Annotated in this window: 17 protein-coding genes and 4 pseudogenes; 6 read left to right on the top strand and 15 right to left on the bottom strand. The window is 59.9% G+C overall.

Annotated features, from left to right (window positions below; translation table 11 throughout):
• Nucleotides 1-22: 22 nt before the first annotated feature.
• The 3 genes from AB2N04_RS14835 to AB2N04_RS14825 form a co-directional block, all read right to left on the bottom strand.
• Entirely contained in the window at nt 23-727 is a 705-nt protein-coding gene (locus tag AB2N04_RS14835; RefSeq protein WP_367718823.1) for an HAD family hydrolase, read from the bottom strand.
• The gene (locus AB2N04_RS14830) at nt 724-2,598 is read right to left on the bottom strand and encodes an ABC-F family ATP-binding cassette domain-containing protein (RefSeq protein ID WP_367715174.1); all 1,875 of its coding nucleotides are present in this window, start codon (nt 2,596-2,598) and stop codon (nt 724-726) included. The genes AB2N04_RS14835 and AB2N04_RS14830 overlap by 4 nt, the downstream gene beginning before the upstream one ends.
• A gap of 146 nt (nt 2,599-2,744) precedes the next feature.
• Nucleotides 2,745-3,422, bottom strand: coding sequence for a hypothetical protein (locus tag AB2N04_RS14825; RefSeq protein WP_367715172.1), 678 nt, complete (start codon nt 3,420-3,422; stop codon nt 2,745-2,747).
• A gap of 294 nt (nt 3,423-3,716) precedes the next feature.
• Here AB2N04_RS14825 and AB2N04_RS14820 point away from each other — a divergent pair.
• A pseudogene (locus tag AB2N04_RS14820) lies at nt 3,717-4,410 on the top strand (glutathione S-transferase family protein).
• Between the two features lie 97 nt (nt 4,411-4,507).
• A complete protein-coding gene (gene ndk, locus AB2N04_RS14815; RefSeq protein ID WP_229447338.1) occupies nt 4,508-4,930 on the top strand; it encodes a nucleoside-diphosphate kinase in 423 nt (140 codons plus the stop codon).
• A gap of 52 nt (nt 4,931-4,982) precedes the next feature.
• Here ndk and AB2N04_RS14810 read toward each other — a convergent pair whose 3' ends face one another.
• From AB2N04_RS14810 to AB2N04_RS14780, 7 genes and pseudogenes are all read right to left on the bottom strand, one after another.
• Nucleotides 4,983-7,232 carry an EAL domain-containing protein gene (locus tag AB2N04_RS14810; protein WP_367715171.1) on the bottom strand — a complete coding sequence of 750 codons (2,250 nt, stop codon included), beginning with the start codon at nt 7,230-7,232 and terminating at the stop codon, nt 4,983-4,985.
• A gap of 117 nt (nt 7,233-7,349) precedes the next feature.
• Nucleotides 7,350-7,811 carry a molybdenum cofactor biosynthesis protein MoaE gene (locus AB2N04_RS14805; protein WP_367715169.1) on the bottom strand — a complete coding sequence of 154 codons (462 nt, stop codon included), beginning with the start codon at nt 7,809-7,811 and terminating at the stop codon, nt 7,350-7,352.
• 4 nt (nt 7,812-7,815) lie between these two features.
• Nucleotides 7,816-8,068, bottom strand: a pseudogene (gene moaD, locus AB2N04_RS14800) (molybdopterin converting factor subunit 1).
• A 2-nt stretch (nt 8,069-8,070) separates the two neighbouring features.
• On the bottom strand, nt 8,071-8,670 hold the full coding sequence (pgsA, locus tag AB2N04_RS14795; protein ID WP_367715167.1) for a CDP-diacylglycerol--glycerol-3-phosphate 3-phosphatidyltransferase: 600 nt from the start codon (nt 8,668-8,670) through the stop codon (nt 8,071-8,073).
• A gap of 207 nt (nt 8,671-8,877) precedes the next feature.
• A complete protein-coding gene (uvrC, locus tag AB2N04_RS14790) occupies nt 8,878-10,809 on the bottom strand; it encodes an excinuclease ABC subunit UvrC (protein WP_367718822.1) in 1,932 nt (643 codons plus the stop codon).
• Between the two features lie 32 nt (nt 10,810-10,841).
• A complete protein-coding gene (locus tag AB2N04_RS14785; protein WP_367715165.1) occupies nt 10,842-11,606 on the bottom strand; it encodes an SDR family oxidoreductase in 765 nt (254 codons plus the stop codon).
• Between the two features lie 166 nt (nt 11,607-11,772).
• Nucleotides 11,773-12,714 (bottom strand): calcium/sodium antiporter, encoded by a 942-nt coding sequence (locus tag AB2N04_RS14780; protein WP_367715164.1) that lies wholly within the window; start codon nt 12,712-12,714, stop codon nt 11,773-11,775.
• Between the two features lie 297 nt (nt 12,715-13,011).
• On the opposite strand from AB2N04_RS14780, the gene AB2N04_RS14775 reads away from it, so the two are divergent.
• The gene (locus tag AB2N04_RS14775; RefSeq protein WP_367715162.1) at nt 13,012-13,683 is read left to right on the top strand and encodes an outer membrane protein; all 672 of its coding nucleotides are present in this window, start codon (nt 13,012-13,014) and stop codon (nt 13,681-13,683) included.
• Between the two features lie 52 nt (nt 13,684-13,735).
• Here the strand turns inward: AB2N04_RS14775 and AB2N04_RS14770 are convergent, their stop codons facing one another.
• From AB2N04_RS14770 to AB2N04_RS14760, 3 genes are all read right to left on the bottom strand, one after another.
• Nucleotides 13,736-14,404 carry a ribonuclease gene (locus AB2N04_RS14770; protein WP_367715161.1) on the bottom strand — a complete coding sequence of 223 codons (669 nt, stop codon included), beginning with the start codon at nt 14,402-14,404 and terminating at the stop codon, nt 13,736-13,738.
• A 23-nt stretch (nt 14,405-14,427) separates the two neighbouring features.
• Nucleotides 14,428-14,847 (bottom strand): hypothetical protein, encoded by a 420-nt coding sequence (locus AB2N04_RS14765; RefSeq protein ID WP_367718821.1) that lies wholly within the window; start codon nt 14,845-14,847, stop codon nt 14,428-14,430.
• 79 nt (nt 14,848-14,926) lie between these two features.
• The gene (locus tag AB2N04_RS14760; RefSeq protein ID WP_367715159.1) at nt 14,927-15,775 is read right to left on the bottom strand and encodes a 23S rRNA (adenine(2030)-N(6))-methyltransferase RlmJ; all 849 of its coding nucleotides are present in this window, start codon (nt 15,773-15,775) and stop codon (nt 14,927-14,929) included.
• 84 nt (nt 15,776-15,859) lie between these two features.
• Here AB2N04_RS14760 and AB2N04_RS14755 point away from each other — a divergent pair.
• Nucleotides 15,860-17,963 (top strand): annotated as a pseudogene (locus AB2N04_RS14755) (molybdopterin oxidoreductase family protein).
• Nucleotides 17,964-18,991: 1,028 nt separating this feature from the next.
• Here the strand turns inward: AB2N04_RS14755 and purN are convergent.
• Nucleotides 18,992-19,667: pseudogene (purN, locus tag AB2N04_RS14750) on the bottom strand (phosphoribosylglycinamide formyltransferase).
• The gene (purM, locus tag AB2N04_RS14745; RefSeq protein ID WP_367715158.1) at nt 19,664-20,731 is read right to left on the bottom strand and encodes a phosphoribosylformylglycinamidine cyclo-ligase; all 1,068 of its coding nucleotides are present in this window, start codon (nt 20,729-20,731) and stop codon (nt 19,664-19,666) included. The pseudogene purN and the gene purM overlap by 4 nt, the downstream one beginning before the upstream one ends.
• A 248-nt stretch (nt 20,732-20,979) precedes the next feature.
• On the opposite strand from purM, the gene AB2N04_RS14740 reads away from it, so the two are divergent.
• Both AB2N04_RS14740 and AB2N04_RS14735 read left to right on the top strand, forming a co-directional pair.
• On the top strand, nt 20,980-21,537 hold the full coding sequence (locus AB2N04_RS14740; protein WP_367715156.1) for a CDP-alcohol phosphatidyltransferase family protein: 558 nt from the start codon (nt 20,980-20,982) through the stop codon (nt 21,535-21,537).
• Nucleotides 21,509-22,663, top strand: a complete 1,155-nt coding sequence (locus tag AB2N04_RS14735; RefSeq protein WP_367715154.1) for an AI-2E family transporter — start codon at nt 21,509-21,511, stop codon at nt 22,661-22,663. The genes AB2N04_RS14740 and AB2N04_RS14735 overlap by 29 nt, the downstream gene beginning before the upstream one ends.
• Nucleotides 22,664-22,666 lie beyond the last annotated feature (3 nt).

The following is a 22,666-nucleotide window of genomic DNA, read 5'->3' as shown; positions in this document are numbered from 1 at the left end:
TGGCTCCAGTCCGCCGCCGGGATTACCAGCCGATTTCTGCCAAAACTGTATCGACTTCCCCCAGATGAGCGATTTTGCGGAAGCGGGGGGCTGTCCCTGGTTCTTCGGCGTGCTCATGAGACCATGTCAGATCGTGGGGAACGAACACACCCCAGGCGCCGGCTTCAATGGCGGGGATCACATCCGATTTGAGTGAATTTCCGATCATCATGGAGCGGTCCGGCCCATCGCCATGGGCGGCAAAGATGCGCTCATAGGTGACGCGCGATTTGTCGCTGACAATCTCGACGGCGTGGAAATAGTCGCCAAGCCCGGAAGCCGCAAGTTTGCGTTCCTGATCGAAAAGGTCGCCCTTGGTGATCAACACCAGCCGGTGGCGTCCGGACAGGCGTTCCAGTGTTTCCCGGGCATGTGGCAGCGTTTCGACGGGATGCTCGAGCATCTCCCGGCCGGCTTCGAGAATGTCGCGGATCGTTGCAGCCGGAACCCGGCCATCAGTCACTTCGATGGCCGTCTCGATCATCGAGAGTGTGAACCCCTTGATGCCGAAACCGTAACGTCCCAGATTGCGCTTCTCGGCCTGCAAGAGCCGTTCGGACAGATGCTCCGCCTCCGCGAAATCGGCGAGAAACTCGGCGAAACGCGCTTCCGTGAGCCGGTAGAAACGCTCATTGTGCCAGAGCGTGTCATCCGCGTCGAACCCTATGGTAAGCGGTTGCGCCATCAGGCCATCCCCTCTTCATATTCGCTGGAAAGCGAGAGCCACCGGTCTTCGTGGCGTTCCAGCATGGCAGCAAGGTCAGCGCGTTCCTTGGCCAGCGATGAGACCTTTTCCGGCTCCTTGTCATAAAGGCTCGTATCGGCCAGGCGTGCCTCGATCGTGTCGATCCGCTTTCGCGTGCGCTCGATCAGTCCCTCAGTGGCCTTGATCTCTTTGGCGAGCGGTTCAAGGGCCGCCCGGCGCCGTGCTGCTTCCTTGCGTTTGTCTGCCTTGGAGGCTTTCTCTGCTTCCCGCTTTTCCTTGCTGCGCGTCACACCACCGGTCATACGGTTGCGGTAATCGTCCATATCGCCATCGAAGGGCGAAACGGTGCCGTCCCCGACAATCCAGAGCCGGTCGGCGGTTGCTTCGATCAGGTGCCGGTCGTGGCTGATCAGGATCACGGCTCCGTCGAACATGTTGAGCGCCTCCACCAGCGCCTCGCGGCTGTCGATGTCCAGATGGTTTGTCGGTTCGTCGAGAATGAGAAGATGCGGGGCTTCGAAGGTTGCAAGTCCCATGAGAAGGCGCGCTTTCTCGCCGCCGGATAAGTCGCGTGCCGGCGTTGTCATTTTTTCGGTGGTCAGCCCGAACTGGGCTACCCGCGCCCGCACCTTCGCTTCAGGTGCATCGGGCATCAGTCGGCGCAGGTGCTGATAGGCGTTTTCCTCCGGTCTCAGGTCATCGAGCTGGTGCTGGGCAAAAATCGAGACTTTCAGGCCCGGGGCGACGGTTTTCGTTCCCTTTTCGAGCGTGAGCCGGTCGGCGATCAGTTTCGCAAAAGTGGACTTGCCGTTTCCATTGGCACCCAGCAGCGCAATTCGGTCGTCATTGTCGATCCGCAGCGTCAACCCCTTCAGGACCGGCTTTCCCGGGGTGTAACCGACAGTTCCCCCCTCAAGTGCGATGATGGGCGATGCAACTGCCTTCTCGGGGTTGGGAAAGCGAAATGGCAGGACCGTCTCGTTGAGCACCGCCGCCATGGGAGACATGCGTTCCAGGGCTTTGAGCCGGGATTGCGCCTGGCGCGCCTTCGATGCCTTGTAGCGAAAGCGGTCGACGAAGGATTGCATGTGTTTGCGCTGGGCTTCCTGCTTGACGCGCATCTTCTCCTGAAGCTCGGCCTTCTCGGCATATTGTCTTGCGAACTGGTCGTAACCGCCGCGCCAGAAAGTCAGTTTCCTGTGCTCCAGATGCACGATCGAAGAAACCGCCCGGTTGAGAAGGTCGCGATCATGGCTGATAAGCAGAACCGTGTGCGGGTATCGAGACAGGTAATTCTCGAGCCAGAGCGTGCCCTCCAGATCGAGATAGTTGGTCGGTTCGTCCAGAAGCAGGAGATCTGGCTGGGTGAAAAGCACCGAGGCCAGCGCGACGCGCATGCGCCAGCCGCCGGAAAACGACGAGGCCGGACGCTTCTGCGCTTCGGCATCGAAGCCGAGTCCCGAGAGAATGGATGCAGCCCTGGCTTCGGCTGAATGCGCGTCGATATCGGTCAGGCGGGTTTGAATCTCTGCAATTCGATCCGGATCACTCGCAGTTTCGGCCTCAATCAAGAGCGCTGCGCGTTCCGTGTCGGCCCGCAGCACGATGTCGATCAGTGGCTCGTCCGTGCCCGGCGCCTCCTGCGCCACTTGCCCGGTCCGTGTTCCCTTGGGCAGGCTGATCGTTCCGGTTTCGGCAGCCAGGTCGCCGGTAATCGCGCGAAACAGGGTCGTCTTGCCCGTACCATTCCGCCCGACCAGGCCCGCCTTGGTTCCGGCAGGCAGGGTGAGTGAAGCCTGGTCGATGAGAAGACGTCCGGCAATGCGCAGCGAAAGGTTTGAAATGGTCAACATCTGCGCGTTTTGACTGCTTGTTGCGACGCTGGCAAGTCATCACGGGCGGTGCGCTGTCAGTCCAGTCACGGAAGTCGCTTTGTGTTGCCGAAAGCAGACAGGTGCAACCCGGTAAACGGGTCACACCTTTTTGGGTCGCTCCAATCTCAGCGGGAGGCAGCCTGACTCAAAGCCTTGCACATCTGCACGAGACCGTAATCCCAGGCAGCCGGATTGCGCAGGATCCTGCCGCACCGGTTCCGGTAGATCGCTATCTGTTTGTCGCTCAGGCCTTCAATGGCTCTTTCAGCCGCACTTTTGCCGCCGCCATTGCCGCCACCGATGATGCCGCCTCCATTGCCGTTTCCAGGATTACCCGTGCCCGGGTTGTCGCTCGGGCGCTTGCCAAAGCCAAGCAGGACGCCCAGGCCTCTTTTACCGGCATTGACTCCGACCTCGGCGTTCAGACCTTTGTCGCCTCCCACGGATGCGGTGGTGTTCGAATCGAGCAGGCTGCCCCTGCCTCCACCGACAGTCGTGTTGCTTCTTGCGCTAACCGCATTGCCGACATTCGCATCTGCATTGACATCAGCCAGGCTGCCGCCACCAACGGAGGCATCGACATTGGCAGAGGTCGAACCCAGATCTGCTCCGACATCCGCTGAAACGCCGTTGCTTGTGCCAACGGAAGCAGATACGCCGCCGACACTGACACTTACTCCACCTTTGTCGTTTCCGCCAATACTGACGCCGCCGAGATCGATGGCTGCTGCAGGTGTGGTGAGCGCCAATACAAGAGCAGCGCTTTTGAGAGTACCGGTAATATTGCTGCAAATCTGAGTCATTCTCTTCCTCGCTGATAGATTGTGGTTGCTGTACACAGAGAGGAGGGTAGGGCGGGGTATGTAGATTTAAATAGTTGGAGGTATGGATCGTTATTTTTTGAATTACAAGGTTATGAAATTTTTCATAAAATTTTATTTTTTAAGCTCAAAGTACATTTTTGAAAAATTCGAATTTCTTGTATTAGTTGTTTCCATTGCGCGCATTGCGCGAGGTGGACGTCTCTTGCCCAAGACCTCTTGTGGAGTAAATAATGGTCGGCCATTGTAAAACTGTCGCAAACCAGAGGAAGCAGCGTGGCGATTGTCCTTTACGAACTGGCTGGCAGGGACAAGGGGCGTCCTTTCAGCCCGCACTGTTGGAAAGTTGCCTTTGCTCTCCGACACAAGGGGCTCGATTATGAAACCGTGCCTGTCTTGTTCACCCAGATACCCACTTTAGGAGAAGGCAGTTTTTCCACGGTGCCTGTCATCCGGGATGGTGAAACCTGGCTGGCCGATTCCTTCCAGATCGCGCTTTATCTCGACCGGACCTATCCTGACAGGGCCGTCGCTATTTTCCGGAACAGGTGGCGAAACGCTTGCACGCTTCATCGAGAAGTGGGTGCAGACCGTCATTTCTGGCTTCGTTGGCCGCGCGCTTTTACTCGATATTCACGCAATGCTGGATGGTTCCGATCAGGTTTATTTCCGGACCAGTCGCGAAAAACGGTTTGGGCAGACTCTGGAAGAGGTTGTGAAGGGGCGTGAAGAGCGTCTTGCCGGCTTCCGGGCATCGCTGACCCCGATGCGTTCGCTGTTGGCAGAACAGCCGTTTCTCGGTGGGCAGGGTCCACTTTTTGCCGACTATATCATGGCAGGGGTGTTTCAATGGGCCCGCATCGTGTCGACGTACGGGCTGCTGGCGAAAGACGATCCGGTGGCCGCATGGTTTGAACGCTGTCTGGACCTGCATGAGGGCTTTGCACGGCGGGTGCCGGCCGCGAGTTGACCGGCTGGGCCTTCCCTTGTGCCGTCTGGACCGCTATAGAGCGCGCCATCTCCACATGCGGGCTTGCCCCGCAATCCAGACAATCGAAGGACAGACCATGGCGATCGAACGCACATTTTCCATGATTAAACCGGATGCCACCAAGCGCAACCTGACCGGTGCCATCACAAAGAAGCTTGAGGATGCAGGCCTGCGTGTCGTGGCCTCCAAGCGTGTTTGGATGAGCCGTCGCCAGGCAGAAGGGTTTTACGCAGTCCACAAGGAGCGTCCGTTCTTTGACGAACTGTGCGAGTTCATGTCTTCCGGCCCGACCGTCGTTCAGGTCCTCGAGGGCGAAAACGCCATTCTGAAAAATCGCGAAGTGATGGGCGCCACCAACCCCGCTGAAGCCGCCGAAGGCACCATCCGCAAGGAGTTCGCCACCTCGATCGGCGAGAACTCCGTGCACGGCTCGGATGCGCCTGAAACGGCTGCCGAAGAGATCCGCTACTGGTTTTCCGATACGGAGATCGTCGGCTGACCGGAAGGTTTGTCAGACAGGATCTGAGACCGGGGCTTCGGCCCCGGTTTTTTTATGCACCCTGAAGCGAGTTGGGGAATTTCAAGATCGAGGCAGGATTGCGCTCGAGTACGAATTTCGTGAAGTCCCTTCCGGTCATGGCGCGGCCGTATAGCCAACCCTGGAAAAAAGTGCAGCCACACGTTTTCAGGAGCGCTTCCTGCTGTGGTGTCTGAACATGCTCGGCCACGGCAGACAGTCCGAGCGTCGATGCCATGTTCAACATGGTCTGCACCAGCGCGCGATTGCTTTCATTCTCTTCAAGCTCGGCAATGAAACTGCCGTCGATCTTGAGCTCGTCGAAGGGAAGCTTCTTCAGATAGGCGATGGAAGAGTACCCGGTGCCGAAATCGTCGAGCGAAAGTCGCACGCCAAGTGCTTTCAACTCGTTCATTCGCCTGGAAATGTGCAACTGATCGCTGGTCAGGACACGTTCCGTCATTTCGAGAGTAAGGCGCTGCGGGGCGACTGCGTGCGCGTCGAGCCGATCATGCAGGAAATCCAGGAATTCGGGATCGCGCAGAGATTTAAGGCTTATGTTGACAGCCATGCGTAAGCCGCTCAGGCGCGGGTTCTTTTTCCAGGCGGCGAGCGTGCGCAGACTTGATTCGATCACTCCACGGCCCAGCAGTTCAGCCAGCCCGTGCTGTTCTGCAAGAGCGACGAAGTCGCTGGGCGAAAGCTTGCCATGGTCTGCATGTTTCCAGCGTAACAGCGCCTCTGCGCCGATCACATGTCCGGCAGTATTGACCTGCGGCTGGTAATGCATCTCCAGCCGGTTTTCGACAAGCGCGCTGCGCATGTCGCTGAGGAGGCGGAACCGGGCGTGCTCCTTCTGCAGCACTTCGGGATCAAACAGGGCGACGTTGTTTCGCCCCTGATTCTTCGCCTGATACATCGCCATGTCCGCGTTTTTCATCAGGACCTCGGGCCCCTTTTCCCTGCCGTTGAAAACGAGAACGCCAACACTGGCTGAAGTGTGGTGGTTCATCTGACCCAGCGTGAACTCCTGCCGAAGGGCGGCGAGAACACGGTTGGCCGCGACGATGGCGTTGCGCGTCGCACTTGCCGCGGTTTTGTCATTGAGCTGAAGAACGATGACGAATTCGTCTCCTCCGATCCTTCCAACCGTGTCGTTGGGAGCAATTGCGGCCTGAAGGCGCTCGGAAACCTGTTTGAGGAATTCGTCCCCGACGTCATGCCCCATCGTGTCGTTCAGGGTTTTGAAATTGTCGAGATCGATGAAAAGAATTGCGCCAAGCTTCCCGCTGTCGCTGCACACCGACATCTGGCGCCTTACCTGATCGAAGAGAAGGCGGCGATTGGGAAGGCGCGTCAACGGGTCGTAGAAAGCCAGTTGCTCGATTTCCATCTCGTTTTTCTTGCGCACGGAGATGTCGGCCAGATACCCGTGCCAGACGATGCCCTGGTCGGTGGTTTCCGGCGTGGCCGAAACACGCAGCCACCGGTCCTTTCCATCGGCTGTGCGGATGCGAAACTCGCATTCCCACGGGTTCAGGTTCCTGCCGGATTCACGCAGGCTGTCGAGATAGTGCGCACGGTCGTCTGCGTGCACCATATGAAGAACCGTGTTCGGATCCTCGGGGATGCTGGCGTCGCGATAGCCAAGAAGTCTGCGTAGCCCGGCCGAGCTGTACAGCATCTGAAATTCGCCACTGTCGCGCCGCAGCATCTGGAACAGACCGCCGGGAAGCTGTGATGTCAGTTTTTCGAACAGGTCCTGGAGTTTCAGCCGCTTCACCGTTTCGGTGATTTCGCGTACGGATCCTTCGTAGTAGAGGGGCGCGCCGCTGCGCCGATCACGCACCAGACGAGCCGATTCACTGATCCATATCCGTTCGCGGGTCTTGTGGCGGTAGATCTCGGAAATGAAATTTTCAACCTTGTCGTGACGTTCGAGTTCACGGCGAAATATATTTCGGCGTTCCGGGTCCACATACCATTCGGTGGCGATGTCTCCCACGCTGGCAAGGAGTTCGTCCTCGCTCGTGTATCCGTTGAGCTTCACAAGAGACGGATTGGCGCTCAGTTGCCGCCCATCCGGCGAGGACCGGTAAATGCCCTCGGAGAGATTGTCGATGAGTTCCTGATGGTGCTGGTTTTCCTCAAGTGCCGCGCGATACCGCGCGGACAGGCGAAACAGTCGATAAAGCAGCACCATGCATGCCATCAGGCACGCCACAGCAAGCCACCATGCGAAGCCGCCGCTCGCCTGCAGCGTTGTCTGGAAAGGTCCCGACATTGCTCTCCCGCCAAGTTTACCTTGAGGAAGCTATAGCCCTGTTCGAGTTGCCAAATCCTCTAGCAAGAACAGTTTCGGGCGCTATCCTTAGCGATGCGTAAAGGGAGAGGCCCCGACCTACCAGCGTTTCAGGTCGTCAAGGTCGCTTGCCTTTGCCTCAACCCAGCCTGTTTCGCCGTCCTTCGCAAGGTGCTCCTTTTTCCAGAAAGGTGCGTGGGACTTGAGAAAATCCATGAGGAAGTCGGTCGCTTCGAAAGCCGCCCGCCGGTGTGCCGAAGCGGCAAGAACCAGAACGATGTTTTCGCCAGGGGCGATGCGCCCAAACCGGTGGATAACTGTCAGACCGCTCAGCGGCCACCGCTTCAGGGCATCATTTGCAATCCGTTCAATCTCGGCTTCGGCCATGCCGGGATAGTGCTCAAGCTCCAGTGCATTGAGACGACCGTTCTCGTCCCGGCACAACCCCGTGAAGCAGACGACCGCACCAACATCCTTCCGGTTGTGTGTGAGGCGAGCTGTTTCGGCGGCCGCATCGAAATCTTCGGCCTGAACGCGGATGTACGGCTGGCAGGGAGGCATCAGACTATCCACCCGTCATCGGGGGAAAGAGGGCAATTTCGCCATCGGGCGGTAGTGCCGTATCGTGAGTCACATGCTCCTGGTTTATGGCAACGCGGATCACGTCGCTGCGTTCAAGCGCGCCCTGATAGTTCTCGCCTCGTCCTTTAAGCCAGGAAAGCAGATCCGTGACGGTTTTCACGGTGTCGGGAAGCACAAGCGTCTCCTCAGGAAGGGCCGATGCGCTCGCGCACCCATGCGAAGTAAACCAGCTTCATGATCACTCCTCCACAATGTGCTTCAGTCCGGCGCGGAAATAGTCATACCCGGTATAAAGGGTGACGATGGCCGATATCCACAAAAGGGCGATGCCGAGCTGGGTCGTGTAGGGCAGTATCTTGTCGCCGGCAGGGCCCACAAGCAAAAAGCCGATAGCCACCATCTGTATGGTGGTCTTCCATTTGGCGAGCTGTGTCACCGGAACGCTGACCTTCAGGGCCGCCAGATATTCTCGCAGGCCCGAAACCAGGATCTCGCGGCAAAGAATGATGATCGCCGCCCAAAGCGTCCATCCCGCTATCGTACGGTCCGTGTCGGCGGCCAGCAGCAACAGGCATGTCGACACCAAAAGCTTGTCTGCAATGGGATCGAGCATCTTGCCGATATTGGAGGTCTGCTTCCAGATGCGAGCCAGGTAGCCGTCGAAATAATCGGTGATGCTCGCCAGTATAAACAGTGCAAGAGCCGACCAGCGGGCAAAGTCACTCGACTGCAGCCTGCCTTCCAGAAAAAAACACAAAACGATCGCGGGCACTGCGAGAATCCGCCCGTAAGTCAGCATGTTGGGAATGTTGAACGCCGGCTTGCTACGTGTGGCCATGAAGCGCAATCCTGCTCCGTTCTGCCGCAGAACGCCTGCGCGGCGCCTGCCCGTTGAATTCCATCCCGCCGCGCACAGGCTTGAGGGAGGCGATGAACGATAGTCCGGCGGGTCTGCCCACGCGGCACATCATCCACCTCTGTCAAATCAGAAGCAACAGTCTACGGCAAGCGGCAACCGGGGTCGCCGCGACGAAACAGCGCCGCGTCAGCCGTTTTCGTGGAAATGCTCGTAGATTTGACGTGCGATCGCTTCGGAAATGCCCTCCACTTCGATGAGGTCATCGATCCCCGCACGGCTGACAGCTTTCGCCGTGCCGAAATGATGAAGCAGGGCGCGCTTGCGCCCCGGGCCGATGCCGCTGATCTCATCCAGCGGGTTCCTCACCATCTCTTTCTTTCTGCGGGCACGATGTGAACCGATTGCAAATCGGTGCGCCTCGTCACGCAGCCTCTGGATGAAGTATAGAACCGGGTCACGAACGGGGAGGCTGAAAGGGTTTCTGCCAGCCATGAAAAAACGTTCGCGTCCGGCATCGCGGTCAACGCCCTTGGCCACACCGATAGCCGTCACCATACTGGCTATTCCGAGTTCCTCCAGCACCTGGCTAACCGCTGCCAATTGCCCCTGGCCGCCGTCAATCAGCAAAACGTCGGGCCAGACAGGCATCTCGGCTGCATCCGTGTCTGCCGTCTCCATGTCGGGCGCATCCGTTGAGACTGGCAGGCCGTTTTCTTTTATCAATCGCGAAAACCGGCGCTGCATTACCTCGCGCATCATTCCGTAGTCATCGCCCGGCGTGATGTCGGTCGAACGGATGTTGAACTTGCGGTATTGGTTCTTGGCAAAGCCCTCGATGCCGGCAACGACCATTCCGCCAACTGCATTCGTGCCCATGATGTGGGAGTTGTCGTAGACCTCGATGCGGCGTGGAGTGCGCTCAAGTTCGAATGTCTCGGCAAACCCTTGCATCAGGCGCGCCTGCGAGGATGTTTCGGCCAGCCGCCGCCCAAGCGCTTCGCGCGCGTTCTGCAATGCGTGGTCGGTAAGATCCTTCTTCTCGCCGCGCTGGGGGCAGGAAACCTGCACCTTCCGGCCCGCACGCGTCGAGAGAGCATCGGCCAGCAGTTCCTGTTCGTCGATACCGTGCGAAAGCAGAACCATGCGGGGGCAGGGCTTGTCGTCATAAAACTGGGCGAGAAATGCGCCGAGAACTTCCCTTGCTTCCAGGCTCGGATCGGCTTTTGGAAAATAGGCGCGGTTGCCCCAGTTCTGGCCCGTCCGGAAGAAAAAGACCTGAATGCAGTTCTGTCCGCCTTCCTGATGGATGGCGAACACGTCCGCCTCTTCTACGCCCTGCGGATTGATCCCCTGATGGCTTTGCACATGGCTGAGGGCAGAAAGCCGGTCGCGGTAAATCGCTGCCCGCTCGAAGTCGAGCGCTTCGGATGCCTCCTGCATCGCCTGTGCGATCTCGGCTTTCACCTTGCTGGACCGGCCCGAAAGAAACGCTTTTGCCTCGGATACGAGCTCCGTGTAGCCTTCCTCGCCGATTTCGCCCGTACAGGGCCCGGAACAGCGTTTTATCTGAAAGAGGAGGCAGGGGCGGGTGCGGCTCTCAAACACCGAATCTGTGCAGGTGCGCAGGAGAAAGGCGCGCTGTAGGGAATTGATCGTGCGCCCGACGGCGCCTGCCGACGCGAACGGGCCGAAGTAATCGCCTTTCTTCGAGCGCGCGCCGCGGTGTTTGAAGAGACCGGGGGCCGGGTGATCGCCGGTCAGAAGAATATAAGGAAACGACTTGTCGTCGCGCAGCAGAACGTTGAATCGTGGCCGCAGCCGCTTGATCAGATTGGCTTCCAGAAGCAGCGCTTCGGTTTCGGTCCGCGTGACCACGAATTCCATGGACGCCGTCTCGCGGACCATGCGACCGATGCGGTTGCTATGGCCGCGTCCCTGCGCATAATTGTTCACGCGCTTCCTGAGGCTTCGGGCCTTGCCGACGTAAAGAACATCGCCATCGGCATTCATCATGCGGTAAACGCCAGGTGCATTGGGCAGCCGCTTGACCGCCGACTGGATCACTTCGATGCCAACGACACCGTCCGTTGCCACACTGCTGTCCCACTCCAGCGCCAGATTCGCCGGCTCTTGCAATGTGGTTCTTGCGCTCACTCGGGCACTCCCGCCACGTCCGGGGTCTCCCAGGCCAGGTGCTGGCCACCATCCAACGCGATCATCTGGCCTGTGATGGACCGTGTTTCCCAAAGATATCGTATAGTGCGGCCGAAATCGCTCAGATCCGGACCGCGCTCAAGAACGAGCGCGTCCGTCTGGCGGTCGAAATCTTCTTGCTGCTGGCGCTGGTTGGGCAGGGTGGGGCCGGGGCCAATGGCATTGACGCGAACATTCGGCCCAAGCGCCTGTGCCATCGTTTTTGTCGCGGTCCAGAGCGCCGATTTGGAAAGTGTGTAACTGAAGAAACGCGGGTTGAGGCGCCAGACCCGCTGATCAATCATGTTCACGATGAGCGCCTCCTGACGAGCTGGTAAAGCGTGAACGAGAGCCTGTGTGATCAACGCCGGTGCTTTCACATGCAGATTGAAATGCGCGTCCCAGCCGTTTTCGGTGAAATCGGCCACCCCGTCATCTTCAAACACGGAAGCATTGTTGACGATAATGGTGGGAAGGCCGAGTGCCAGGCGTGTCTGCTCGATCAGGCCGCTGCACGCCGTGCTGCTCTGCAGGTCCGCCTGTACCACGCCGGCTTCTCCGCCGGCGTCGATGATCTCCGTTGCGAGTGTCTCGGCAGTTTCCCTGGACTGGCTGCAATGAATGGCCACTGCGAAACCATGTGCGGCCAGATCGCGCACAATGGCGGCGCCGATGCGCCTGGCGCCTCCGGTGATCAATGCCGTTGCTCTTGATTGCGCCATGTCACGCCTGCCTTGTTTCACCCAGCTGCGAATCGCGACGACATGAGTCATCGAACTCCACGATGCTGTTTAAGCCCAATATCAGGCGGGTCCAAGTCCATGCAGCGCAGGATCGTTCATTCCTGACACGCGGCTGGTGGACGCCGTGCCGTGTCCTCCCGTTGCATCAGAAAACCGCTGCTACGTAGCCAGCAAACCCCGCGAGCATTGCGCCACCCATGATCTTGCCGGATACGATCCGAAGGAATCCGAGAAGAGCCAGAACCATTGCCGCACCCAGCATCACCCACATGTCGACCGAGACAATGCGGGGATCGACCGCAATCGGTGTGATCAACGCAGTCAGGCCCATGATGCAGGCGATGTTGAATATGTTCGAGCCAACGATGTTGCCCAATGCCACGGTCGAATGGCGTTTGAGGGCAGCTGCAAGGCTTGTCGCGAGTTCGGGAAGCGAAGTGCCGATGGCCACAACGGTCAGGCCGATCACCGCATCGCTCACTCCAAAACTTTCGGCGATCCGTACCGCACCCGTCACCGTCAGATGTGCTGCAATCGGCAATCCGATCACACCGGCTATCAGAAAAAGCGCGATCCTTCTGCGGTCATGCGGAGTATCGCCGACATCCTCGTGGAAGTCGTGATCGGCCGAAACCTTGCCCTGAATTGCGTCGCGGGCCTGCCATGCGATGAAGGCACAAAGACCAGCGAAAAGGATCGCTCCTTCGAACCGGGTGAGCACGCCACCTGTCAGCATCCACATGAAGATTGCGGTGGAAACGAGCATGGCGACAAGATTGCGGCGCAGACCCTGGCCGTTCGCAACAATGGGGTAAATGAGCGCCGGCAGGCCGAGGACCAGAAGGACATTGGCGATGTTCGAACCAACCACATTGCCCACGGCCAGTCCCGGCGCCCCGGACAGCGCTGCCTTTATGGACGTGACCAGCTCTGGAGCCGATGTTCCGAACGCAACGACGGTCAGGCCGATAATAAGTGGCGATACTCCCAGATTTTCCGCGAGACCAACCGCTCCCTTGACGAAAATTTCGCCGGCCAGAACCAGAAGGGAAACACCGGCAGCAAGGATGAGCAGGCTTGTGAACATCGATATCCTCTTGGGGTTGATCAGGCGGGACGAATATAGGTGTTTCGCTTCTCTCTCCAAGGCCAAGGTCGCAATTGTTGCGAATCTGCAACGTCAATTTTCCGCCTCATTGGCGCCCCTGAATGACCCATTTTTCGGGCACGTTCGGCCTCATTTCGCGCCCAGATAGGTCTCATGCGAAATCGGACCGCTTCCTCCCAAGAGGTCGGTTTCGCCTGCGTGGTGCGTTTGAAGGGCATGATGCCAAGAGGGGCACCCACAGCTAATGGAATGCTAGTGGCTTAAGGAGTATGGACCATGAAAGCCCATAAGAATGTAATTCTGTCTGCGGCCGCAGCCGTTGGATTTGTTGCAGCAGCCGGGTCCGCCCAGGCAGCTGATGCAGTGATGGAGCAGCCGCCCGCACCGCCTGCCGCTCCGGTGATTTCCACCCCGATCAACAATTGGGAAGGTGGCTATGCCGGTATCGCGCTGGGCTACGGTTTCTCTGGTGAAACCGCCGCCAATCAGCCGGCCCCGGGCAATGACATCGACACGGACGGTTTCGTCGGCAACGGTTTTGCCGGCTGGAACTGGCAGTCCGGCAGCTTTGTCTACGGTGTTGAAGGCGATGTCGGTTACAATGCCATGAAGGGCACCAATGCCGGTGTCGAATCCAAGCACGGCATTGACGGTACGCTGCGCGCCCGCATGGGTGTTGCCGCAACCGACAACATCCTCATCTACGGTACGGCCGGTGGCGCGGCTCAGCGTCTGAAGCTCACCGACGCTGCCGGTTCCGACACCAACACCATGCTCGGCTGGACGGCCGGTGCTGGCGTTGATGCCAAGCTGACCGACAAGGTTTTCGGTCGCGTCGAGTATCGCTACACCAAGTTCGGTGATGAAACGTTCAACACCGGTAGTGGTGCGCAGGACGTCAGCGACAGCTCCAACAAGGTCATGTTCGGCCTTGGTATGCAGTTCTGATCGAAACGACAGACTGAAACGGAAAAGCCGGGCCCCGTGTCCGGCTTTTTCTTTATCCGCCTCTGGCCGGTGGCATGAGAACCCGTTCGCGCCGGCAATCCTTTCGGTCGACCGCCTTGCAGGACCGGAACTCCAGATCCTTTGTCATGCAAATGCGCACCTCACGCAGATAGCGTTTGTCGCAGGTGACGGCGATGGCGTCTTTCGGCAGGTCCGGATTGGCCTCCAGGAAAGCCTCTTCGACGTGTTCTGGCGAAACCATCTCCGGTTTGGTCAGCCTCCGAAACTCGGCCGGGGTCTCCACGCGTTCACGCGCCTTGCGGGAAAGAGCGAAATAGTCCTTCTGCGCAAATCCCGTGCACATGCCGTGCTTGCGCCATTGGTGGCCCATCAGGCCGGCTGAAGGCATGATGTCGCGGTATTGGTCCACCAGCGCATCGGGCACGCGCTGCGGGCGCTTCGAGCGGCAATATTCCGGGTAGCTCTTCTCATATTGCGGCCACAGCCCGTGAACCACGAAGGCATAGGGCCGCTCGCGCCCGCATTGCTGCCGGTTTGCTTCCGCGCCTTCGGCGGCGCAGTAGCTGGGCGACCAGCTGAGAGACAGCACATAGAAATCGAACTCACCCGCCGGTGCGCCGCGTTTTCCGGCAAACGCCGGGAGAGGAGATGCCGCAAGACACGCCAGAAGGGCGGCACAAAGCCGCTTTGCCAAACACATTATTTGCCCCGAATTCGTATCTTCTACCGCAGCACGCGGCAGTGGCCGTCATAGACGTTCCAGCGGTCGAAGCCGGAAACGCAGAACTCCACATTGTTGCCGAGGCCGGCAAAGCCCTGACCGTATTCGATCAGATACCAGATCGTGCGGTCACGCCCATCGGACAGGCGCGCCGTGGCGCGGCAATAGCGCCGCTCGATCGGGCTGTCATGGGAAGACGGGCTGTAGCGGGTCTGGTAGGATCCGTAGAAATCGACGATGTCGACGTCGGCCAAGTTCGGCACATGGGTGACCTGATGCCGGAAACGCTTCTGGATGGTCGAATGAACGCGCGCATCCGCGCAGACATCGCCATAAGCGCCCATGACCGGATCGGCCGCTTGCGCCTGCATCGAAAGGAATGATGCGGTGAGGCCGGCTGCAAGAGCCAAAAAGCGCGCCATAGGTCTGTCTCCCGGATTGTTGCGGTGCGGTGGGTTGAAGTTTTGCGCCAGTGCGCGGTTTGGGTCAAGCACGGCCATGCTATTCTGCCGTAAGCCTTTCGAGTGCCCAGCGCCCCATGCCCTCTTCGCCGAGAACGCCGGCAAGAACCGGAAGCAGCGTTTCCATCTCCTCGCGCAGCACGAAAGGTGGATTGACCACGATCATGCCGGTCCCGTCGAGGCGCTGTTCACTGGAGGGCGCGCGCAATTCGAGACGGATGTCGATCACATCGGCAATGCTGCTTTCGGCAAGGCGTCTGCGGAAAGCCTGAACCGCGTCATGGTTCTTGATCGGATACCAGACCGCATAGATGCCGCCCGGCCAGCGACGGTGTGCCTTTTCGAGCTTCGTGACAATCCGTCCGAATTCGTCTTCCTCTTCGAAGGGCGGGTCGATCAGCACCAGTCCGCGCTTTTCCTTCGGCGGCAGATGCGCGCCCAGCGCCAGCCAGCCATCGAGTTCGATGACCCGTGTCTGGAAATCGCCGGCGAAAATTTCTTTCAACCGCGCGGCATCCTGTGGGTGCAGTTCTATGGCTGTCAGGCGATCCTGCTTGCGCAGAAGATGGCGGGCGAGGCGGGGTGATCCCGGATAATGCTGGATGCCCGGACCCTGATTCTCTTTGTGAACCGCTTCCAGCAAGGGATTCAAAAGTCTTGATGTTTTCTCATCGAGGGAAGTCTCGACCAGACGGCCGATTCCGTCGCGCCATTCACCGGTTTTCTGCGCTTCTTCCGAAGTCAGGTCGTAAAGTCCGATGCCCGCATGGGTGTCGATGACACGGAAAGCCTTATCCTTGCGCTTCAGATATTCGACGATGCGGGCCAGAATGGCATGCTTGACCACATCGGCAAAGTTTCCGGCATGATAGGCGTGGCGATAATTCATGGTTCCCGCTTCGATGATGCCTGTATCTGAATTTCTGCTGATTGCCTCTACGCGTCCGCACAGAAAATCGCTAGTGTTCTCGCCATGAACACACACGCAAACATCCATATCGGCCATTCGGCCTGTCCGCATGACTGTCCATCGACCTGTGCGCTCGATGTCGAGGTGAAGGACGGTCGCATCGGCCGCGTTCATGGCGCCAAGGAAAACAGCTACACCGCCGGTGTGATCTGCGCCAAGGTTGCCCGCTATGCGGAACGCATCAACCACCCCGACCGCCTGCTTAAGCCGCTGGTCCGTTCCGGAGCGAAAGGTGAGGGGCAGTGGAAGGAGGCGAGCTGGGAAGCCGCGCTCGACCGCGTCGCAGAAGCCTTCCTGAAAGCGGAGGAAAAATACGGGACGGAGACGGTCTGGCCCTATTATTATGCCGGAACCATGGGGCTGGTGCAGCGCGATTCCATCGATCGACTGCGCCACGCCAAGCGCTATTCCGGCTTTTTCGGCACGGTCTGCACCAATGCCGCCTGGACCGGATTCGTCATGGGAACGGGCGATCTGCGCGGGCCCGATCCACGCGAGATGGCAAAGTCCGACTGCGTGGTGATCTGGGGCACCAATGCCGTTGCGACCCAGGTCAATGTGATGACCCACGCGATCAGGGCGCGCAAGGAGCGCGGCGCGAAGATCGTCGTCATCGATGTCTATGACAATGCGACAATGAAACAGGCCGATCTCGGCCTCGTTTTGAAGCCGGGCACGGACGCGGCCCTTGCCTGCGCGGTCATGCATGTCCTTTTCCGCGATGGTCTGGCCGACTGGGCGTTTCTCGACAAGTATACGGACGATCCCCGGGGGCTCGAGGCGCATCTCAAGACCCGCACGCCCCAATGGGCGTCCGCCATCACGGGCCTTTCGGTTGAGGAAATTGAGAGTTTTGCGAGACTGGTGGGCGAGACCAAGCGCACCTTTTTCCGGCTGGGCTATGGTTTCACGCGCAATCGCAATGGCGTTGTGAACATGCATGCCGCCCTTTCCATCGCCGCCGTCACCGGCTGCTGGCAATATGAGGGCGGAGGGGCGTTTCACTCCAATTCCGGCATCTTCCGCCTCGACAAGTCGCAGATCGAGGGCAGTGCGCTGCGGGATCCGTCCATCCGTTCGCTCGATCAGGCGCAGATCGGGCGCGTCCTGACCAACGATGCGGAGGCCCTGCATGGGGGCCCACCCGTCACGGCCCCTTTTGATCCAGAACACCAATCCTGCCAACATCGCCCCGGAACAGCGGCTGGTGAAAAAAGGCTTTTTGCGCGAGGACCTTTTCACCTGCGTGCATGAGCAGTTCATGACCGACACGGCCAAGCTTGCCGATGTGGTTCTGCCGGCGACGATGTTTTTGGAACATGACGACATTTATCGCGGTGGCGGTCACCAGCACATCATTCTTGGCCCCAAACTGGTGGATGCGCCCGGCGCGGCGCGGGAAAACCTTTTCGTGATCGAGGAGCTTGCCAAACGTCTTGGCGTCGCTGACCAGCCGGGCTTCGGTCTCACGGCGCGCGAGCATGTCGAATTCATGCTCAAGAAGCGAGGGCTTGGAACGTTCGAAAGCTTCAGGGCCGATCGCTGGGCCGATGTGCAGCCGGATTTCGATACCGCCCATTTCGTCGGCGGTTTCGGTCATCCGGACGGCAAATACCGTTTCCGCCCGGACTGGACGGGAACGCCTGCGCCGAACCGTCCGCCGGCCTCCATCGGGCTGCAGGGTCCGCACGCACGCATGCCGGAATTTCCCGACCACATGGACTTCATCGAAGTGGCGGATCCGGAGCATCCCTACCGGCTGGCGACCTCGCCGGCGCGTACTTTCCTCAATTCGAGTTTTACGGAGACACCGGGCTCGGTGAAACGGGAAGGTCGGCCCGAACTGATGTTGCATCCGGATGATGCGGCGGAGCTTGGGCTGCAGGTGGGCGATCGCGTGGAAATCGGCAATCAGCGTGGCGAGGTGGTTCTGCATGTGAAGCTCTTCGACGGAGTGCGGCGCGGCGTGGTGATTGCCGAAGGCATCTGGCCGAACAGCGCGCATGAGCGCGGCGAGGGCATCAATGTTTTGACGGGTGCCGATTCCATCGCGCCCTATGGCGGCGCGGCCTTCCATGACACGAAGGTCTGGGTGCGCGCTTTGTAAGCACCGGGCCGTGCTCCTGCACGCTCTTCCAATGGGTCCCGGATAGCCTGCGGCTTCCGGGATGACGGTGTGGCGTGACCTATCCACCCTCGTCATCCCGGCCGAGCGAAGCGAGAGCCGGGACCCATTGAGAGGCGTGCCCGGTGTAAGGAGAGGGTGCGGCGGGTGGTGCCGGGGTGAAAACCGGGCCGGGCCCCTGCACGCTCTGCCAATGGGTCCCGGGTCAAGTCCGGGATGACGGGGTGGGGTGAGCGTTTCACCTTTGTCATCATGGCCACTGACGGCGCTCGCCCCTCATCCTCACCTTCTCCCCGCTCGCGGGGAGAAGGGGGCGTTTGGTGTTGGTGCGCATTCTTCAAACGGAGCATGGGCGAGGACCGGGCCGTGTTCCTGCACGCTCTGCCAATGGGTCCCGGGTCAAGCCCGGGATGACGGGATGGTGTGGCGCGGGCATTGTTGGGCAGGCTCCATCGTTGCCGCGCGGGGGTGCCGCCGGGGTCTGGATCGTTCGGGAAACGGGGCGCGTTTTTCGTGCCTCTCTGTTGGGAAATAAGTGGCGCGAAAAGCGCGCCCCGCCGGCCGCTGTCCCGACTGCCGACCGGTCACTCGGGCAAACTTTGCCCTAGCGGCTTTTCCGCAACCGACATGATGCCGGCCGCCGGCCTTTCGCGGGCCCTCACAGGCCTCGGGTCACCGAACCCGAGGGGGAGGCTGCCGTCGCCCCTCCTGATCCCCGGCTCCGGACCCGGTTCCCGACAGGGGTGATGGGGCGAGTGTAGCGGAGGTCTTGGGGGTGGGGGAAAAGGAGTGAATGGTAAATGGTGAATAGTGAATGGGAAACGCGCTGCATTGGCGTCGTCATCCTATGGCTTGACCATAGGATCCATGCCGTTGCGGGGGTGACGGGGTGCGCGGGAGAAAAAGTGGGCAGTTTCTTGAAGGCCGGAGTTTATCCCCGGCGTTGCGGCATGGATCCTCGGATCAGGTCCGAGGATGACGACAGTGAGAGGGGATGTGACGGGTCTTCCTCAATCGCGGCGTTCACCGGGAGAAACGATCGCGATGTCGCGGTGTTCGTCCTCGACGCCGGAAAAGACGGCGACGCCATCGGACATGCGCACACGGCCATCCGCAAGAAGGCGGAGCGCCAGGGGATAGAGCCGATGCTCGACCCTGAGAACCCGCTCGCCGAGCGTTTCTTCCGTATCGTCGGTGAGAACGGGAACGGCGGCCCTGAGCGATGATCGGACCTTCGTCCATCTCGGGCGTGACGAAATGAACGGTGCATCCGTGAACACGCACGCCGTTGGCCAGCGCACGGGCATGGGTATCGAGCCCGCGAAAGCTTGGCAAAAGAGCCGGGTGGATGTTGATCATCCGGCCTTTCCATTTTTTCACGAAATCGGGAGAAAGAAGGCGCATATAGCCCGCCAGACAGACGATCTCGGCCTTCAGTTCCACGAGTTCGGCGTGGATGGCTGCATCATGCGCTTCGCGCCCGTCATAATCGCGCGATGAGACCACTCTGGTGGGAATGCTGTGTGTGGCGGCGACCTCAAGCCCACGCGCGTCGGAGCGGTTTGAGATCACGCCTACAATTTCGGCGGGAAACGACGGGTCGATGGCGGCGGCGATGAGCGAGGCCATGTTGGAGCCCCGCCCGGAAATCAGGATCGCAACCCTTTTGCGTGTTCGCCGCGTCATAGGCCGAGAGAACCGCGATAGGTGACGCCGGCTGCCTGACGCGGAACGATCTGGCCAAGCATGGTGACATGCTCGCCCGCCTGCTGGAGGAGTGCTGCGATCTGCGCCGCTTCATCGCCGGCAACAGCCACAACCATGCCGATGCCGCAATTGAAGGTGGAGAGCATCTCGTTTTCGGCCACCCCGCCCGTTCTGGCGAGCCACGAAAAGACCTGAGGAACATCGATGGCATCGAGGTCGATCTCGGCAGCCAGATGATCGGGGAGAACGCGTGGCAGATTTTCCGGGAAGCCGCCGCCGGTGATATGGGCCAGCGCCTTGATCCCCCAGGCGGCCTTCAGCGTTTCAAGGACCGGTTTGACGTAGATGCGGGTGGGCTCAAGCAGCGCTTCGCCCAACGTCTTGCCCGCCGCGAACGGCGCCTTGTCATCCCAGCCAAGACCGGCATCGGAGACGATGCGGCGTACGAGCGAAAACCCGTTGGAATGAACACCGGAGGAGGCGAGGCCCAGAAGGACGTCACCCTCGGTCACGTCGCCCGTGGGCAGAAGCCGGTCGCGCTCTGCCGCGCCCACGGCGAAGCCAGCCAGATCGTAGTCGTCGCCGTGATACATGCCCGGCATTTCCGCCGTTTCGCCACCGATCAGCGCGCATCCGGCCTGCCTGCAGCCCTCGGCAATGCCTGAAACGATGGCCGCGCCCTGGTCGGGATCGAGCTTGCCGGTGGCAAAATAATCGAGAAAGAAGAGCGGCTCGGCACCCTGAACGACGAGATCGTTGACGCACATGGCAACGAGATCGATGCCCACCGTGTCGTGCCGGTTCGCTTCAATGGCGATCTTGAGCTTGGTGCCGACACCGTCATTGGCGGCCACGAGGATGGGGTCCCTGAAGCCGGCCGCCTTGAGATCGAACAGGCCACCGAACCCGCCGATTTCGCTGTCGGCGCCCGGCCGGCGCGTGGCGCGCACCATGGGCTTGATCTTGTCCACCATCCGGCTGCCGGCATCGATGTCGACGCCCGCATCGGCATAGGTGAGGCCATTTTTGCTGTCCTGAGCCATTTCGTTCTCGCCGCCGCGTTTTTTTCGGCTTCTGACATGAAGGGGACGCTTCCGCAAGGCGAGAGATATTCACAGGCTGGCCTATTGAAAGCGCACGCTTCCCCTACAATGTGTGAAAGCCTGCGATGAGTGTGGCCCGAAACTGCCTTTGACCGCAATGAAAAGGCACCGGGAACAACAATGAAGAGGCGCCGGGACCGCGATGAAAAGGTGCCGGGGCAGATGGCGGCGAGGGTGGAGATTATCGATTGACGATTCCCAACATCATCACCTTGATGCGCTTCTTTCTTGTGCCGGGCGTGGTGTTCGCGCTTTTGACGGGCGAGTATGGCTGGGCGTTTGCCGGCTTTCTGGCGGCGGGCATCTCCGACGGCGTGGATGGCTTCATCGCCAGGCATTTCGACCAGCGCACCGAGCTTGGCGCCTATCTGGACCCGATCGCCGACAAGCTGCTCCTGGTGAGCGTGTTTGTCGTGTTCGGCTACATGATGGAACTTCCGCTGTGGCTGGTGATTGCAGTCGTTTCGCGCGACGCGCTGATTGTTGGAGGCGTTCTGCTGGCCAATGTGATGGGGCACCCGGTGGCCATGAAGCCGCTCTTCGTTTCCAAGGCGAACACTCTGGCGCAGATATTGCTGGCACTTCTGGTTCTGGCGGAGCTCGCGTTCGGCTACGGTTCGGGTGCGGTGCGGATCGCGCTGATCGCGGTGACCGGCCTCTTGACCGTGGCTTCCGGAGCGGCCTATCTCGTCGCCTGGATCAAGCATATGGGTGGTTATGCCGAAAGTGACGCCGAAGGACGCTGAAAACGGAGCCGGGCCGGTGGTTGCCCGCCCGACACTTGCGCGACATGTCGCTTTCTGGGCGCTGGCGGGGCTGGCGCTTGTCCTGTTTCTCTATGTTTTCAGTTCCATTCTGTTGCCCTTTCTGGCGGGCATGGTGCTGGCCTATTTTCTCGATCCCGTTGCAGATCGGCTGGAGGGGATGGGGCTGTCGCGCATGGCAGCGTCCGTGGTCATTCTGATTGGCTTTGTTGTCGCGGTGTTGCTGGGCCTGATGATCGTTGTGCCGGTGCTGGGAACCCAGCTTGCCGATTTCGCAAGCCGTCTGCCCGAATATCTGACACGGCTCCAGGACCTGGCGAACCGGCTCGAGCCGGCATGGGTTGATAATTTCATCAATGGTGAAACCGACGCGGTGCGGGAAAATCTGAGCTCGATTCTTGCGCAGGGGACCGGTTTTCTCGGCACGCTGTTCAAATCCGTCTGGAGTTCAGGCGTGGCGATCGTCAATGTGGCGAGCCTTTTCGTCGTGACCCCGGTGGTGGCATTCTACATGCTGCTCGACTGGGACCACATGGTCGAGAAGGTCGACAGCTGGGTGCCGCGCGACCATGTGGAGACGGTGCGCCAGATCGCCCGCGACATCAATGTCGCCACGGCGGGGTTCGTGCGCGGGCAGGGCACGCTGTGCCTCATTCTTGGCATTTTCTATGCCGTCGGGCTTTCTCTCATCGGGCTGAATTTCGGGCTCTTGATCGGCCTTGTGGCCGGGCTCATCAGCTTCATTCCCTATGTGGGGTCGCTGATCGGTTTCGGGCTCGCCATCGGCATCGCCGTTGTCCAGTTCTGGCCCGACTGGTGGTGGGTCCTTGCAGTGGCTGCCGTCTTTTTCTCGGGCCAGTTTCTGGAAGGCAACATCCTGCAGCCAAAGCTGGTTGGAAAGAGTGTCGGCCTGCATCCGGTCTGGCTCATGTTCTCACTTTTCGCCTTCGGTTATCTTTTTGGCTTTGCGGGGCTGCTGATTGCGGTTCCGGCGGCTGCGGCCGTCGCGGTGCTTGTGCGATTTGCGATAAGCCAGTATCTGGCATCACCGCTCTATAGCGGACATCAAGACCATCAAAAGACGCCGGCCCGAAAGCCCAGATCCTAGGAT

This window comes from Nitratireductor sp. GISD-1A_MAKvit (assembly GCF_040819555.1).
GTDB lineage: Bacteria > Pseudomonadota > Alphaproteobacteria > Rhizobiales > Rhizobiaceae > Nitratireductor.
The sequence above is the reverse complement of the archived record's forward strand: the minus strand, read 5'-3'. Positions and strand labels throughout refer to the sequence as shown.